At 39.8% G+C, this 15,103-nt stretch carries 12 protein-coding genes; 7 read left to right on the plus strand and 5 right to left on the minus strand.

The annotated features are described in order from the left end of the window. Positions 1-398: 398 nt before the first annotated feature. On the minus strand, positions 399-3,035 hold the full coding sequence (locus tag A5888_RS08905; RefSeq protein WP_086350046.1) for a cation-translocating P-type ATPase: 2,637 nt from the start codon (positions 3,033-3,035) through the stop codon (positions 399-401). 635 nt (positions 3,036-3,670) lie between these two features. Here A5888_RS08905 and A5888_RS08910 point away from each other — a divergent pair. Beyond that, entirely contained in the window at positions 3,671-3,919 is a 249-nt protein-coding gene (locus A5888_RS08910) for a helix-turn-helix transcriptional regulator (protein ID WP_086350045.1), read from the plus strand. A 31-nt stretch (positions 3,920-3,950) separates the two neighbouring features. Then, on the plus strand, positions 3,951-4,283 hold the full coding sequence (locus A5888_RS08915; protein WP_086350044.1) for a hypothetical protein: 333 nt from the start codon (positions 3,951-3,953) through the stop codon (positions 4,281-4,283). A gap of 230 nt (positions 4,284-4,513) precedes the next feature. On the opposite strand, the gene A5888_RS08920 is transcribed toward A5888_RS08915, so the two are convergent. The 3 genes from A5888_RS08920 to queA all read right to left on the minus strand — a co-directional run bounded on the left by A5888_RS08920 (position 4,514) and on the right by queA (position 8,892). Beyond that, positions 4,514-4,681 (minus strand): hypothetical protein, encoded by a 168-nt coding sequence (locus A5888_RS08920; RefSeq protein WP_170924839.1) that lies wholly within the window; start codon positions 4,679-4,681, stop codon positions 4,514-4,516. A 59-nt stretch (positions 4,682-4,740) separates the two neighbouring features. Beyond that, the gene (lanM, locus tag A5888_RS08925; RefSeq protein WP_086350043.1) at positions 4,741-7,659 is read right to left on the minus strand and encodes a type 2 lanthipeptide synthetase LanM; all 2,919 of its coding nucleotides are present in this window, start codon (positions 7,657-7,659) and stop codon (positions 4,741-4,743) included. 201 nt (positions 7,660-7,860) lie between these two features. Further along, positions 7,861-8,892 (minus strand): tRNA preQ1(34) S-adenosylmethionine ribosyltransferase-isomerase QueA, encoded by a 1,032-nt coding sequence (queA, locus tag A5888_RS08930; protein ID WP_086350042.1) that lies wholly within the window; start codon positions 8,890-8,892, stop codon positions 7,861-7,863. A gap of 299 nt (positions 8,893-9,191) precedes the next feature. On the opposite strand from queA, the gene A5888_RS08935 reads away from it, so the two are divergent. The 5 genes from A5888_RS08935 to A5888_RS08955 all read left to right on the plus strand — a co-directional run bounded on the left by A5888_RS08935 (position 9,192) and on the right by A5888_RS08955 (position 14,024). Continuing rightward, entirely contained in the window at positions 9,192-10,082 is an 891-nt protein-coding gene (locus A5888_RS08935; RefSeq protein WP_086350041.1) for a VOC family protein, read from the plus strand. A gap of 504 nt (positions 10,083-10,586) precedes the next feature. Then, entirely contained in the window at positions 10,587-11,774 is a 1,188-nt protein-coding gene (locus tag A5888_RS08940; RefSeq protein WP_170924838.1) for a betaine/proline/choline family ABC transporter ATP-binding protein, read from the plus strand. A gap of 5 nt (positions 11,775-11,779) precedes the next feature. After that, complete coding sequence (locus A5888_RS08945) at positions 11,780-12,418, plus strand: ABC transporter permease (protein ID WP_086350039.1); 639 nt, start codon at positions 11,780-11,782, stop codon at positions 12,416-12,418. Then, complete coding sequence (locus A5888_RS08950) at positions 12,415-13,353, plus strand: osmoprotectant ABC transporter substrate-binding protein (RefSeq protein WP_086350038.1); 939 nt, start codon at positions 12,415-12,417, stop codon at positions 13,351-13,353. Before A5888_RS08945 ends, A5888_RS08950 begins: the two co-directional genes overlap by 4 nt. Further along, complete coding sequence (locus A5888_RS08955; protein WP_086350037.1) at positions 13,353-14,024, plus strand: ABC transporter permease; 672 nt, start codon at positions 13,353-13,355, stop codon at positions 14,022-14,024. The genes A5888_RS08950 and A5888_RS08955 overlap by 1 nt, the downstream gene beginning before the upstream one ends. A 102-nt stretch (positions 14,025-14,126) precedes the next feature. On the opposite strand, the gene A5888_RS08960 is transcribed toward A5888_RS08955, so the two are convergent. Continuing rightward, complete coding sequence (locus tag A5888_RS08960) at positions 14,127-14,996, minus strand: AraC family transcriptional regulator (RefSeq protein WP_086350036.1); 870 nt, start codon at positions 14,994-14,996, stop codon at positions 14,127-14,129. Positions 14,997-15,103: the final 107 nt, after the last annotated feature.

A 15,103-nucleotide genomic window follows, 5' to 3' on the forward strand; every position in this document is an offset into this window, starting at 1 on the left:
ACGTCTGAATCCTCCTATTGGCTACAGCTCATCAAACATTGCTCCGCTAATTCAAATGTCCAGTCGTCACAGTTTCATCAATACATGTCCTTCTTTGTCCCTAAATAAATTATCATTCAAAAACAGAACGGACTCATTTGCTACTCACTATAATACTCTTCCTATCTTTTGGCAACTTATATCTTTAAAAAAAAGCGTAAATTTCATGACTTATTTTCATTTTTCATGAAACTGCCTGTTTTCAGGTAAAAAAACTCATTAGCTATTGTTTCCCCCTTCAGATTTTTAAGTGACCTGAAAGAAAAAAGAAACAGATTTCTCAAAAATTACCGAGAAATCTGCTCCTAAATACCTTTTTTTGCGTATTAATCTACTCACCTTTTTCAGAATATACTATTCTACTCCTCTTCCTCTTCATCCGAGTAATGGAATTTGATCATCTCATTCACAAAAATCGGTACAATCGACAAACCGATCGCCAAGGCCCAATGTGTCAAACCAATTGGAACCAAGTAAAACAGCTCTTGAGTAAACGGTAGTAGGGCAATCACTGTTGTGATGGTAATTGCGAGAATCGCCATTTCAAACAACGATTTATTTGATGAAAGTCTGACTCTGAAAATTGATTTTGTACTTCTAACATTAAACACATGTAAAATGGACGAATAAGCTAAGACAAGGAACGCTACTGTTTGTCCAACTTCCGGACTGGCACTTACCCAATGAGAAACTCCATCAACATACGCACCAAGATAGAAGCCAAATAAAGTAACAACGGTAAAGACAAACGCATTCAACCCAATTTTCTGCCACAGACCTCTGGCAAAAATCCCTTCGTTTTTCGGAATCGGTGCCTCATTCATGATATTTTTTTCAGCTGGTTCTCTCCCTAGAGCAAACCCAGGTAAACCATCCGCCACTACATTCACAAACAAAAGCTGAACAGCTGTAAATGGTGCTCCCCAGCCCAACAGCATAGCAATCACAACAATGAAAATTTCAGAAACATTACAGCTCAGAAGGAAATTGATCGCCTTACGAATATTTCGATAGACCGTCCTTCCTTGGGCAACAGCATCAACGATTGTTGCAAAATTATCGTCGGTCAAAATCATATCTGATGCGCCTTGCGCAACATCTGTCCCCGTTATTCCCATGGCACAACCGACATCGCTGGCTTTCAAAGCAGGTGCATCATTGACACCATCTCCGGTCATCGCGACCACCGCTCCTGTTCGTTGCCATGATTTGACGATTCGAATCTTATCCTCCGGAGTAACACGCGCATAGACGGATAAATCCTTCACCCGAGCATCAAGCTCTTCATCACTCAATTTACGTAATTCGCTACCAGTTAATGCCTCTTCTTTACTGGTCAAAATGCCCAATTCTTTAGCTATTGCACCAGCGGTCACTACATGATCCCCAGTAATCATAACCGTCTTAATTCCGGCTTTCCTAGCTTTCTCAATAGCACCTTTACTCTCCGGTCTTGGCGGATCGATCATCCCGATCAAGCCAGATAAACGTAGATTTTTTTCCAATGCCTCTGAAGAAATATCCTGTGGCTCCTCATCATAAACAGCGAAACCAACTGCGATAACACGCAGCGCTCGTTTCCCAAAGCGATCATTAACTATTGCTGCTTGGTCCACATCTCCGTATCGGAAACGAGGATACAATACATCAAACGCACCCTTTGTAATTGAAATATACTTTTTCCCCATTTGATGGACTGTTGTCATCATTTTTCGCTCAGAATCAAACGGCAGCTCACCAATTCGTGGGTATTTCTCTTCCAGCTCTTCTTTTGTATGATAATTTTCCTCTACGGCACGAACAATTGCCGCTTCTGTTGGGTTCCCTTTGATAACTAGATCGTCTTTGTCCTTTTCAACCGTCACGTCCGTACAAAGTGTGGCCATTTTCAATACTTCCATGGCTTCATCCGTCATGGCATCTTCTGTATCTGTCACTTCATCTCCTCGTGACCAAACACGACGAACCCGCATCTTATTTTGAGTTAACGTACCTGTCTTATCCGAACAAATGACATTCGCAGTTCCCAAAGTTTCAACCGCCGGAAGCTGACGAATGATTGCATGTTTTTTAGCCATTTTTTGTACACCGTAGGCTAAAGTTAACGTAACAATAACCGTCAACGTTTCCGGAACTGCTGCTACGGCAAGAGAAACGGCTGTCATAAACATATCCAGCATCGGTTCACCTTGTAGCTCACCGATGATAAACACAAGTGCTGCAGCTGCCAGCGCAAGAATACTGATTCGTTTTCCTAATTGATTCAAACGAATCTGCAATGGTGTTTTTCCAGTCTCGTGATCGCCTAATAGTCCAGCGATTTTCCCCATTTCGGTATCCATACCAGTGGCAGTAACCACCGCTCTTCCCCGACCATTGGAGACTGTACAACCTTTGAAGACCATATTCAACTGGTCTCCTAAAGCCTCCTCCGCGTCAGCTATGTACTCTGCATCCTTTTCGACCGGCTCGCTTTCACCTGTCAAAGCAGATTCCTCTACTCTCATTTGAGAAGTCTCGATTAAGCGAGCATCGGCTGTAATCATTGATCCAGACTCTAATAGTAGGATATCTCCAACAACGATATTTTCTGCATCAACCGCTTCTACTTTTCCATCTCTCAAAACTGAGCTGGTCTGCTTGTTCATATCCTTCAATGCGTCTAACGACTTCTCCGCATTTCCTTCTTGAACGATCGTCAATGCCGAGTTGATAATAACAATTGCTATAATCAAGATTCCTTCAAAATAATCACCATGGTCTGTCACAATCGCCGTATAAAACGAAATAGCTGCCGCAAACAGTAAAATAATCGTAGTGAAATCCTTTAAGCTATGAAGAAACTTTTTCACTATTGATTCTCTTTTGACTTCTTTGAATTTATTGGCTCCATTTTTCTCAAGTCGAGCCTGTGCTTCCTTTGGTGACAGGCCACTTTTCTCCTTAGCTCCTGTCTCTTCAATGACTTCTTTTATGGATTTTTGATAACTATCCATCCTATCCCTCCCATAACTTTTCTTCCTATTTAAATAGGAACTCTCTACATCCACTATAACATGAGCTTTTTCATTCGTTCAATAAAAACGCTTGACTAATCATCTATGCCTGAAAGAAACTTTCCAGCTCTGATTATTCAAAATAAGCATGTACATTCAGTAACCACAACATTGAAAACGCTTTCCAGATATGCTATTATATAGATGAAAGGAAGGTGGCAACTCAGTTATATAGAACAATTTTCTCGAGTTTCAATAAATACAGTACAATCAAGTGAAGTTTGTTGGAAGTAAAATATTCAACCTTTTTATTAAGTTACAAACAGTTAAGTAACAAAGAAACATGTGCATTACACGAAAAAGTATGTCTATATTATCAAGATGAACTTGGTGTTCGCGTACCTCACGAACATTCAACTAGAAAAGAAACAGATTTGTGTTAAAGAAAGAAGCGATAAACACATTTTAGGGATAAAAATTTCTATATAACTGAAGCCTTCCATTTATTTAAGCCAAGCTATTCGAGAAGCTTGGCTTTTTGCTATGTTTTATTTGTAACAAAAACAAAGATATGGTATATTGACTATGCACTTTCTATTATTTGACCACAAATTCGAGCATTGGAGGGATTTGCATTGCCTAAAAAGAAGAACTCATCTTTTGAGAGTTCCATCCACGTCTACAGAGCTATGAAGCGTATGACCCAACAGGAATTAGCTGACAAAGTAGGCGTATCAAGACAAACAATAATCCAGCTTGAGCGTAATAGATACAACCCTTCTCTATTACTGGCTCATGATATCGCTGAGGTTTTTGAAGTGCCAATTGAAAAGATTTTTACTTTCAAAAGATTGACAGACCAACCACAAGAAGAATCAGAATAACTATCCAAACTAGCGGGAGGAAGAAACATTCATGACAACTTCTTTAACAAATTTTTTCGATAACTTACCTGTGAATCATTGGTCTAGCTTATTGGTAGGAGTACTATCACTGGCATTTTTCATCTACTCAATCTACTTCTTTTTCAGTAAAGAAGGCAAAGATGAGCGTGGCAGAAAAATTTTAGCGACTGCCAGCTTTACGGCTTTTGTCGTGACAGTTGCTGCACTTTTCGTATTCAATATTATGTTCTATGAAGTAGCTACTCATAGTTCTAACGCATATTCTTGGATGATGAATTTGATTATGTTGATTGTATCTGCTACAGAAGCTTTAATGATTACTTCATTAAAAAAAGTAATTTAAAAAGTTGAAACCTGAAGTCTCCCCGGCTTCGGGTTTTTTATTTTCTCAAAAACCCACACCTCTCTACCAGATAATCATCTTCCAAAGATAGGACGTAAATAAAAGAGGGCATAACAATAATCGAAACGGAAATAGTCACATGCTCTAAACACGAAAAAGAGAGTGAGCCAGTCTTTAAAGTTTTGTCTAAGACTAGCTCGCTCTCTTTTTATCATGCTATTATATTTTCTTTAGAACAGGCAAATAATTCTTGACCAGCCATAAAAGAAGTCAGATTTTGTTTCATCTGCTCTTTTTGAGTCTTCTGCAGCAGTACGTTCAAATCCCACTCCTACGACTCTGTCCATTCTTTTTTCATCTGTTTTTGCTTCCATTTTTTCAATTGATACATCTCTCATTCTAAAAAACTCCTCCTCTTATTTATTATTTCACAAACAAATTATAAGCCTTTTCCAAATTAAAGTAAAGTAGTTTTTTCATATTGTTCATCAAAATTAAGATGTAGAATAGATCGAACCTCTAAATGGCGATCAGCTTGTAACAACCGATAACCAATTCCAGATGCTCCGGTAAATAAATCTAATGGAAGGCATGCGGCATCAGAAGTCAGATGAACATGGTTCGTTTGTACTAAAGAGCTGCATAACAGCTCCTCAGTGGTTAAAATTCCTGCTTGACCATGGCACAAACAATCATCCAGCTGATTTGCATTTAAAGACCGTATTTTTGATTTAAGATTATCTACATTCAAGACATGAGTCACGCCTGCTAATCCTCTACACCAAGAACGATTGTGAATTCCTTCTTTTTCTAACACGTTCAACAACATGAATTTACATTGATCAATTTTCTTGTCTAACATCTTACACTGAAGAACCTCGTCCATCTTCTCTAAGCTATACAGAATTCCTGCATAGCCATGCGCAAAGCTATAATCCAGATTCTTTTCAAGGACAAATGCATCTGCATAACCATGTAACAGCTTTTTGATAATAGGGTATGGATATACTTTGTAGATTTCACATAGCAAGGTGTACACCCCTGCGGTTCCTCCAATCCACTCACTACTTTCCGGTAACTCCTGTTCTGACAAGGTACATAGATTTTCATAAAGCGCTGCCTCATGTTGTTTATCTTGCAATAGTTCCGCAGCAAAAAAGTGCACCAATAATCTCATGCCTATTCCTGTAAATATCCCTTGAAAGGCTTGATCTGGTTTCCTTTTAAAAATTTGTTGCTCTAATTGAACCAAGGTGTCTTGATACTTGGCTTTTGGTACATAATGATTCAAGGTCAGTAAAAAGAGATAAATACCGCCAAATCCATCATATAAGTTGTCATCCATATAGGTAATGATTGGTTGCTTTTCTTCATTCAGAGTAACTTTTATCCCTAGAAATTGTTGACTTGTATCGTCCCACAAGAGCTGTTCCACGACATGGTCTCCTATTTCACCAGCTCTCTTTATTACTGATGACTGATGTGAATCGTTCACACTACTGGTCGAAATTGAAAAGTCTACAGGAGTATAGTGCAGCAAACCTAGACTTTCTTTCAGCAATAACAGCGAATGCTGGATCCACTGCTTATCAATCATCCGAATGCGACGACACATTACATCAAACGGACTCTCCTCCACAACCTTCACTAACTTACCTGCAACAGGAATGCTTGTTTCAGAAGAATTAAGAAGGAACAACGGAATATCGTTCACCAACATCGCTTTGACCTCTTCCAAAATGAGCCTTTCCGGCACAAACTCCGCCTGCCATAAATTTCCAATCACTCGCTCACGCTCGATATAATTCGACATACACTCGGGATGTGCTGCAAACATCAGATACTCCGCATAATCCTGTGTATCCCGAAAAATCATGCGAACAGGGACATTGGCAAACAACGCTTCTGCTCGTTGCAGAAATATCTCTTTATGCACTAGCAGCTCCTCATTCATGCTATTAAACCCGGAAATAATAAACGTTCGATACGCTCGGTAGTCCACCTCTTTGCCATTTAAAATAGGAATATTCTGTGCACCTTCCATGTGTCCATCGGCCAACTCAAAACAGATCTCACTGGAATTGGCTTGTCGTAGCTGTCTTATTTTATATGGCAGCTTTTGTTTTTGTCCTGACAAAGCATCAATCGCAACCGACTTATTTTCCTGTTTTTTATATGGAACTAAGCCACTTGCTAAAACGGAATTTCTTTCAATTATCTGTTGCGTTGTTTGCGGTTTTTTCTCAGCTAAAAATTTTGGCCGAATGATCGTTTCTATATCGATCAGTACTGGGTAGCTGCCGCAGGCAATGACATTTTCCATATGTAAATCCGTTGATCCCAGCCAATAAGCGACAGCCATCAGCTGACCATAGCGAGAATAAAACTGCTCAACTTCCGTTTTAGTTGTACAGGCAGCATGCATTACTTTTTCCTCGATCGAGTAGGTTGGACCAACGATTCTATTCACTTTATAAAAATCAGCACCTGAAATTGTTTCTTCTAAAAAACGAAGCAGAGCATTGAAACGATTGCCCATTTCAAGGTTTTTAGGCTTAAAGAAGAGGGGCAGATCATTCAATCGAAACTCAATGACCGTTTTCCCCTTCTGATGACTGTCACCTTTGCCAACGTTCAGTTGGTCGATCAGAAAAGGCTGCGCGACAGCAAATTGATTCGACAGTTGTTTGGCACTCGACATAATCCCATCAATGAACATGTCAAAATTATCGCAGGCAAATTGGAGTCGAATAGCCAAGAGCTTCGCTAAAACCGGATACGCACTAAAAAAATTATGCACGCACTCCTTTGTCCCCAAATAATCAAGGATGTATTTTTTAAATTCCTCTTCCTTTGTCAAGCCTTTGAAAGACTCTTGCTCAGTGATTTGATGTACATCCCAAACCAATGTCTTTCTAGCCAGAAAAAATAGCTCTTCCTGAAACTGCTCAACACTGTCTTTCAGTGCTGAAGGGGTGATTACCAGTCTAGTCGCATATTTTTTTAAGGATTGTGTCATCCATTTTTCATAATATGCGACATGATAGCGTAAAGCTGATTGCAAATTCCTTGTTTTTATCGGCTGCTCTACTGAACTAAACAGACTTTGGTGAAGAGAAAACCAAGCCTCCTCTTTCACTTCATGAAAAAGTAAGGCAGCTTTTTCTTCATTAAGTGATGAGAGACCGATATCAAATTGTTTTTCGTCCAATCTATTCATTCGAAACATTTTTTCATAATCTTCAGGAACTAAATGACTGTACCTTTCCTTGTGCTTCTTAAAATTCTGGCAGTCCTCCGTTGCCGAGTACTGCTTTTGCCAACAGTTGATTCTTTGTTTTAGTGAAGCCGCATAGCTATATGTAAGATTTTCCAACTAAATTCCACTCCTAAATTCAATCGCATACTTCCTAATTTAAAGAAAACAAAATATCATCCCAATAACATTATACTTCATACCAAAAGTTAAATATACGTTTTTGATAAAATATAATTTTTATAGACGGAAGATAATTAAAATAAAAAAACAGACATACTCCTCTATAGAAAGTATATCTGTCTTAAATGAAATTCAAGCTTATTTTACAAACATCGCATCGCCAAAGCTGAAAAAGCGATACTTCTCGTTGATTGCGTGTTGGTATGCAGTCAACGTCAGTTCTCTCCCTGCAAAAGCGCTGACCAACATAACCAATGTAGATTTTGGTAAGTGGAAATTGGTCGAAAAGGCCTGAACGATTTTAAACTCGTAGCCCGGAGTGATAAAGATATTTGTCCAACCACTGTCAGCCTTGATTTCTCCATCAAATTTCGTCCCAATCGTTTCCAGGGTCCGAATCGACGTCGTTCCAACTGCAACGATTTTCCCTCCGGAAGCTCTGACCTCATTCAGTTTCACTGCAGCCTCTTCTGTCAATCGATAGAATTCGCTATGCATCTCATGCTCAGAAATATTATCGACTGAAACAGGTCGAAATGTGCCTAACCCAACATGAAGAGTTAAATAGACTAGCTGAACCCCTTTTTTCTGAATTTTTTCCAACAGCTCTTGTGTGAAATGAAGGCCAGCAGTAGGGGCCGCAGCAGAGCCGTTTTCTTTTGCATATACTGTTTGGTAGCGGTCAGGGTCATCTAGACGTTCCTTGATATACGGTGGCAATGGCATCTCTCCAAGAGACTCAATGATCTCAAGAAAAATCCCTTCGTAATCAAAGGTAATGATTCGTCCACCATGATCCAGTTCTTGGATAACTGTTGCCTTCAAGCGACCGTCTCCAAAACTGATTTGTGTGCCTACCTTCGCCCGTTTTGCCGGTTTAATTAAGGTCTCCCATGTATCGCCTTCTGTATTCGTTAATAGAAGAACCTCCAAGTGACCACCTGTATCTGGCTTCTCACCATACAATCGTGCAGGAAGTACACGAGTGTCATTCATAACCAACGCATCTCCTGACTCCAACTCATCAATAATCTCGCTGAAGTGCTTGTCTTCTATTTCACCGGTCGCCCGATCCATTACAAGCAAACGGGAAGCTGTGCGATCAGCTAATGGTGTCTGTGCAATTAGTTCTTCCGGTAAATCAAAGTCAAAATCTTCTGTACTAAGCATTTATTTATCCTCGCTCTCTATCTCTTGTCCTTGGTTATTCTACCATTTTTGAAAGGCTAAAACAAAAGCAAAAACTTCCCTGAACGGAATCCATATAGGTTTTCATTAAAACACCTTAAAATTCGAATACCTCTAAACTTTTCAAGCATGTCCTAACAACTCACAATTAATTATTTCTTTATTGGTCTCTTCCATATTCACTGTAAATGAGTGGTTTTGAAAAACGAGTTACTTGGCAAAGCAGGTAAAAACACCTATACTTATTTTTAGTAAGTGAAAATAAAAGGAGGCAACTAACAATGACACCCTTTATTCATCATATTTCTCTGCTTACACGCCATAGCGAAGAGAATCGAGCAATCTACATTGACCTATTAGGCTTGCGCGTTGTAAAACACACTGTCAATCAAGACAATCACCGAATGATTCATGACTACTACGGAAATTATTATGGCGCACCTGGCTCTGTTATTACCTTTTTTATCGTTCCCTTATTAGGGCATCGCTACGATAATGATCATTTTTTGAGTACAATCGGCTTAAAAATTCCCGCTGGCAGTTTATCATTCTGGAAAAGTAGATTGAAAAATGCTGGAATCGATTATGCTGAACGATCCAATGAAATACGGTTTTTCGATAAAGATCACATTGACATTCACCTTGTGGAAGTTGATCAGCCAGCCTTAGAAAAGGACTCTCAAGTAGACAATGATATCCCGAGAGATAAACAAATTATAGGTTTGCTGTCTACAGAATTCCATGTGGCTGAGCCAACGGAAACACAAAACTTTTTTAAACAGTTACTCGGATGGAAAGCAATAGACAACCGAATCAGACTTAATCAAACAGACTTTATTGATATTCTGGCTACCTCAAATCAGGAGCCCATGCGAATGGGACGTGGCAGTATGGATCATGTGGCGTTTGCAGTGGCTGACGATACCGCTTTGGATGCTCTTTATGAGAAGGCGAAGAATCAAGGTTGGGAAATTGAAAAAATAGCGAATCGTGGTTATTTCAGAAGCTTGTATATTCGTGAACCCGGCGGTAATCGGGTAGAATTCGCTACAATCTCTCCCGGATTTACAATTGATGAACCCTTGGAAAGTTTGGGTGAACAACTCGCACTTCCCCCCTTTTTAGAAGCCCAGCGAGTAGAAATCGAGCAAAACCTTTATGAAGAGAAATGACTTCTCTATCTGTAGCTTTTACAGAAATGTTCTAATGAAACTAGCGGCATAATCAATGTTTCCGCTAGTTTTTTTTGCTTAAATCAGCATTTTTTTAACCCTCGTTTTTCAAAGTTTTTATTTTCTTTTCCTTCCCATATGATTCTTCCGTTTTCTAGCTGTTTTTTCTTCCACAACTAACAAATAGAATAACGAAAGAAATTTATTGTTCTATTTCTTTCATTTTCAGTATTTCCACCGACTTTTTCATTCTCCCAATCCCTTGTCCTTACTACTTTAGAACAACATTCTCCTTTTAAATATATTTGTTTTCTGAAAATAATTTTGAAAATCATTCACAAAAGAAAAATTGAACTGGATTCCTTCGTTTAAGCAAGCCTATTTTTTTCCCTAAAACCTTTTAAACAATCTCAATACCCTCGAAATAAAAGGCATCTCATTTGTTTTTACACTTTATTTGCCGCATACTAATATTGAGGAACTATTACGTTAGAGGTGAGTATATTGATTGAATTTCAACATGTGTACAAAATTTATAAGGGTGGCAAAGTAGCCGTCGAAGATGTCAATTTGTCTTTCGAGAAGGGCGAATTTATTTGTTTCATCGGAACCAGCGGAAGCGGAAAAACAACTTCCATGCGGATGATCAATCGAATGACCGACCCATCCAAAGGAAAAATCTTGATCAATGACCAAGATATCAAAACGATTAATCCCGTTGAATTGCGTCGAAAAATTGGGTATGTGATTCAAAATATTGGGCTGATGCCGCATATGACTATCAGAGAAAATATCACGATTGTGCCAAAATTACTGAAAGTCGATCAGGAGAAACGAAACAAGATCGCTGAGAAAATGATCGATTTGGTCGAATTGCCCCGTGAAATGCTGGATCGCTATCCTCATGAACTATCCGGTGGACAACAGCAACGGATCGGTGTAGTCCGTGCCTTAGCAGCAGACCAAGATATCATTCTGATGGATGAACCTTTTGGTGCCCTAGATCCTATCACAAGAGATTCGCTTCAAGATTTGATCAAGGATCTTCAAGAACGTTTAGGAAAAACGATTATTTTCGTTACCCATGATATGGATGAAGCATTGAAGCTCGCAAATCGTATCGTGATCATGAGTGAGGGAAAAGTCATTCAATTTGATACACCTGATAATATTTTGAGCGCTCCAGCTAATGATTTCGTTGAAGAATTGATTGGTGAGGACCGCTTGTTGCAGGCAAAATCCAATAAGACGACTGTCGGAGAAGTGATGTCTCGAAACGCGATTACCATTACGCCGGAGAAAACATTATCTGATGCCATTAAGGTCATGAGAGAAAAACGGGTAGATACATTACTGGTCGTTGATGCATCCGGTGTTCTGAAAGGTTTTATCGATGTAGAAACATTGGATAGACAGCGGACAAAAGCAACCAGTGTCAGTGATATTTTGAATAGAGATGTTTTCTTTGTAAAAGAATCTTCTTTATTAAGAGATACACTGCAACGCATTTTAAAACGTGGGATCAAGTATGTTCCCGTTGTTGATGCCAAACAAAAAGTCGTTGGAATCCTGACAAGAGCTTCTCTTGTAGATATCGTTTATGACGTAATCTGGGGTGAAGAAGAATTGGCTACGATTGCTTCTGAAAATGTAGCGGATGAAAACAGCGATGCGCCTCAAACGGAGGTGTAAGCAGCATGAATGAATTTTTAATGGAAAAAGGCGGCGAGCTGATTGCCCGAACTGGCGAACATATTTTTATCTCTGCTGTAGCGCTAGGATTAGGTGTACTATTTGCGGTGCCTCTTGGCATTCTTTTGACTCGAACAAAACGGACCGCTTCCATCGTGATTGGTTTGGCTAGCGCATTACAGACGGTTCCTTCGTTAGCTCTATTGGCCTTGATGATCCCTATTTTCGGTGTTGGCAGATTTCCAGCCATCGTCGCATTATTCATCTATTCTCTTCTACCAATTTTAAGAAACACCTATATTGGTGTCAAAGGGGTGGATCCTGATTATAAGGATGCCGCTAAAGGGATGGGTATGACTAATACACAATCAATCTTTATGGTTGAGCTGCCTATCGCAATTCCTACAATCATGTCAGGAATTCGCCTTGCAGCCGTTTACGTTGTTGCATGGGCAACCTTGGCTTCTTATATTGGTGCCGGTGGTCTAGGTGACTTCATCTTCAGCGGATTGAATTTGTATCGTGCAGATCTAATTTTCGGTGGGACGATTCCTGTCGCATTGATTGCTCTTGCAGCTGATTTTTCATTAGGTTTGTTGGAGAAAAAACTGACTCCTGTAGCATTGCGAGGTGAATCAGAATGAAAAAAGTAAAAATTATTTTGCTTAGCTTAACGCTTTTAGTTACAACAGCCATATTAAGTAGCTGTTCTTTACCCGGGCTAGCCAGTGGTAATGACGAAAATACAATTAGTATTGCTGGAGGTTCAACATCTGAAATTCAGATTCTTGCTAATGTCGTAAAAGGAATGATTGAGCATTACACGGAAAAAGATGCTGTTATCATCAATAATCTAGCAACTACAACCGTTATCCATCAATCAATGATCAACGGAGATACCAGTATTTCTGCTGCTCGTTATACAGGAACTGATTTGACTGGTACGTTGCAGCTTCCTCCTGAAAAAGAGCCGGATAAAGCGTTCGATATCGTCAAAAAAGAATTTCAGTCTCGTTATCAACAAACTTGGTTTCCTTCTTATGGCTTTGCCAACACTTATGCGTTCATGGTGACAAAAGAAACAGCTGAAAAATACAATCTAAAAAAAATCAGTGACTTGAAAAATGTCGCCGATCAACTGACTGCTGGTGCTGATACCTCGTGGATCGATCGACAAGGAGATGGCTATAAAGGATTTACCGAGGAATACGGCTTTGATTTTAAACGAGTTTTCCCAATGCAAATTGGGTTGGTTTACGATGCTGTTGCTGCCGGTAAAATGGATGTCGTACTTGGCTACTCCACAGATGGACGAATCGGCAGTTATGATTTGGTCATGCTGGAAGATGACCTCAAGTTCTTTCCACCTTATGACGCCAGTATCGTAGCGACAGATGCTATTTTGAAAGATAATCCTGAACTAAAGGATATTTTAAGTAAACTATCTGGAACAATATCAACAAAAAAAATGCAGGAATTAAATTACCAAGCGGATAATGATTTAATGGAACCCGCCATCGTTGCAGAACGATTTTTGAAAGACAATCACTATTTTGATACGGAAGGAGGCAATAACTAATGGAAAATCTACAAGATATGAATCTTATTGAGCAGTTTTTCTATTACTTCAGCCAAAACGGCAGCTACGTCTTCAGCCAAGTGGTTCGTCACTTTCTAATTTCGGTTTACGGTGTGCTGTTCGCAGCAATCATTGGTATTCCAATCGGTATCTTCATTTCACGGAGGTATAAATTGGCTGGCTGGGTCATCAGCATTGCTAATTTGATTCAAACCGTTCCCTCTCTTGCCATGCTGTCTATTTTGATGTTGGGCTTAGGATTGGGTGTCAACACTGTTATTGTAACTGTCTTCCTTTACTCCTTACTCCCAATTATCAAAAATACGTACACTGGTATGCGCCAAGTAGACAATAATATTCTTGATGTTGGTAAGGGGATGGGTATGACAAAGCTTCAGCGACTCTATATGGTTGAGTTGCCGCTGTCTGTTTCGGTAATTATGGCTGGTATTCGTAACGCGTTAGTTGTTGCGATCGGTATCACAGCAATCGGTGCATTTGTTGGAGCCGGTGGCTTAGGAGATATCATCATCCGAGGGACCAATGCAACAAACGGTACGTCGATCATTCTGGTTGGTGCCTTACCCACAGCCTTGATGGCCATCTTTACAGACTGGATACTGGGAATGATCGAGCATCGCCTTGATCCGGCAAGTAAACATTCTTCTTGATAAAACATAAAAGAACGCCAGTAACGTCTTTTGACAGATACTGGCGTTCTTTTAGTTTCTGGAAAGTTGACCCTCCTCCCCAGTAGGTGGCCCAACAGCTACTCATTCTCTAGGTGTGTTTCCCGTTTTTACTGCAATCCAGATTTCCTTCCTGTTATCCTGCAGATAACATTCGATGACGGGCAGTGGATTCAGCTGATAGCCTGAGCCCAACAACCACTCTGAGTATGCCTGTTGGTATATGCGTTCGGTCGTTCCCGGAATCTTTTCATTGCCATCAAAAACTGCCCAAGTTGCAGCTGGAATTTCCAACTCTTTTACTCCTGAATTATTGGTTGGCGAAACGGCTGCATGCCTCATGACGCCCACCATGTATTCAAATGCACCCTTTGACAAATCTGTCGTTACCCCAAGAAGTCCTGCTGGTCGATGCTCCAGATTTTGAATCAATTCCATTAACTGATCGATCTGTCCACTCTCCCAGATATTCTCCCAAACATCTGCAATCGTCTGATCAGATCGATCGTCCCAACACGCGTAACGATAGCCTATGATTTTAAAAGCCGGCCAATGTTCGATTTTATAATCCATATACTTCTCCCCGTTGATCGTAATATGAAAGCGAAGCTTTGGACAGGATCTAAGCTGTACAGTATGCCTTCTCAGCTTTGAAGGCACGGTTCCATGAAAGTTTTTAAAAGCCCTGGCAAAAGAATCCTGTGAAACATATCCATACTTCATCGCAATATCGATCAATCGACCTTTCGTGTTCATCACTTCATAAGCAGCCATCGTCAATCGCCGGTTCCTTATATATTCCGCTAATGGTCGACCCGCCACATACGAAAAAATTCGTTGGAAGTTATAGATTGAACACCCGACAATTTTTGAAATTTCCTGATAGGAAATCTCACTGTCCAGATTTATTTCAATATAATCAATTGCCTGATTCAACTTTTCTATCCAACTCATTTCTTCACCACCATCATTAGTGTAATCTAAATCAAAATAAAACTTCCGACAATTTGTGCCGTATTAAATCGTATGTGTTCGCATCCAGTGTTCCCTACCCGTTAGAG

It is taken from the genome of Enterococcus sp. 9E7_DIV0242 (assembly GCF_002140975.2).
Classification (GTDB): Bacteria; Bacillota; Bacilli; order Lactobacillales; family Enterococcaceae; genus Enterococcus_L; species Enterococcus_L clewellii.

Coding starts and splice junctions, on each gene's coding strand:
- A5888_RS08905 (WP_086350046.1), bottom strand. CDS start 3,035: ATGGATAGTTATCAAAAATCCATAAAAGAAGTCATTGAAGAGACAGGA.
- A5888_RS08915 (WP_086350044.1), top strand. CDS start 3,951: ATGACAACTTCTTTAACAAATTTTTTCGATAACTTACCTGTGAATCAT.
- A5888_RS08920 (WP_170924839.1), bottom strand. CDS start 4,681: ATGAGAGATGTATCAATTGAAAAAATGGAAGCAAAAACAGATGAAAAA.
- queA (WP_086350042.1), bottom strand. CDS start 8,892: ATGCTTAGTACAGAAGATTTTGACTTTGATTTACCGGAAGAACTAATT.
- A5888_RS08935 (WP_086350041.1), top strand. CDS start 9,192: ATGACACCCTTTATTCATCATATTTCTCTGCTTACACGCCATAGCGAA.
- A5888_RS08945 (WP_086350039.1), top strand. CDS start 11,780: ATGAATGAATTTTTAATGGAAAAAGGCGGCGAGCTGATTGCCCGAACT.
- A5888_RS08950 (WP_086350038.1), top strand. CDS start 12,415: ATGAAAAAAGTAAAAATTATTTTGCTTAGCTTAACGCTTTTAGTTACA.
- A5888_RS08955 (WP_086350037.1), top strand. CDS start 13,353: ATGGAAAATCTACAAGATATGAATCTTATTGAGCAGTTTTTCTATTAC.
- A5888_RS08960 (WP_086350036.1), bottom strand. CDS start 14,996: ATGAGTTGGATAGAAAAGTTGAATCAGGCAATTGATTATATTGAAATA.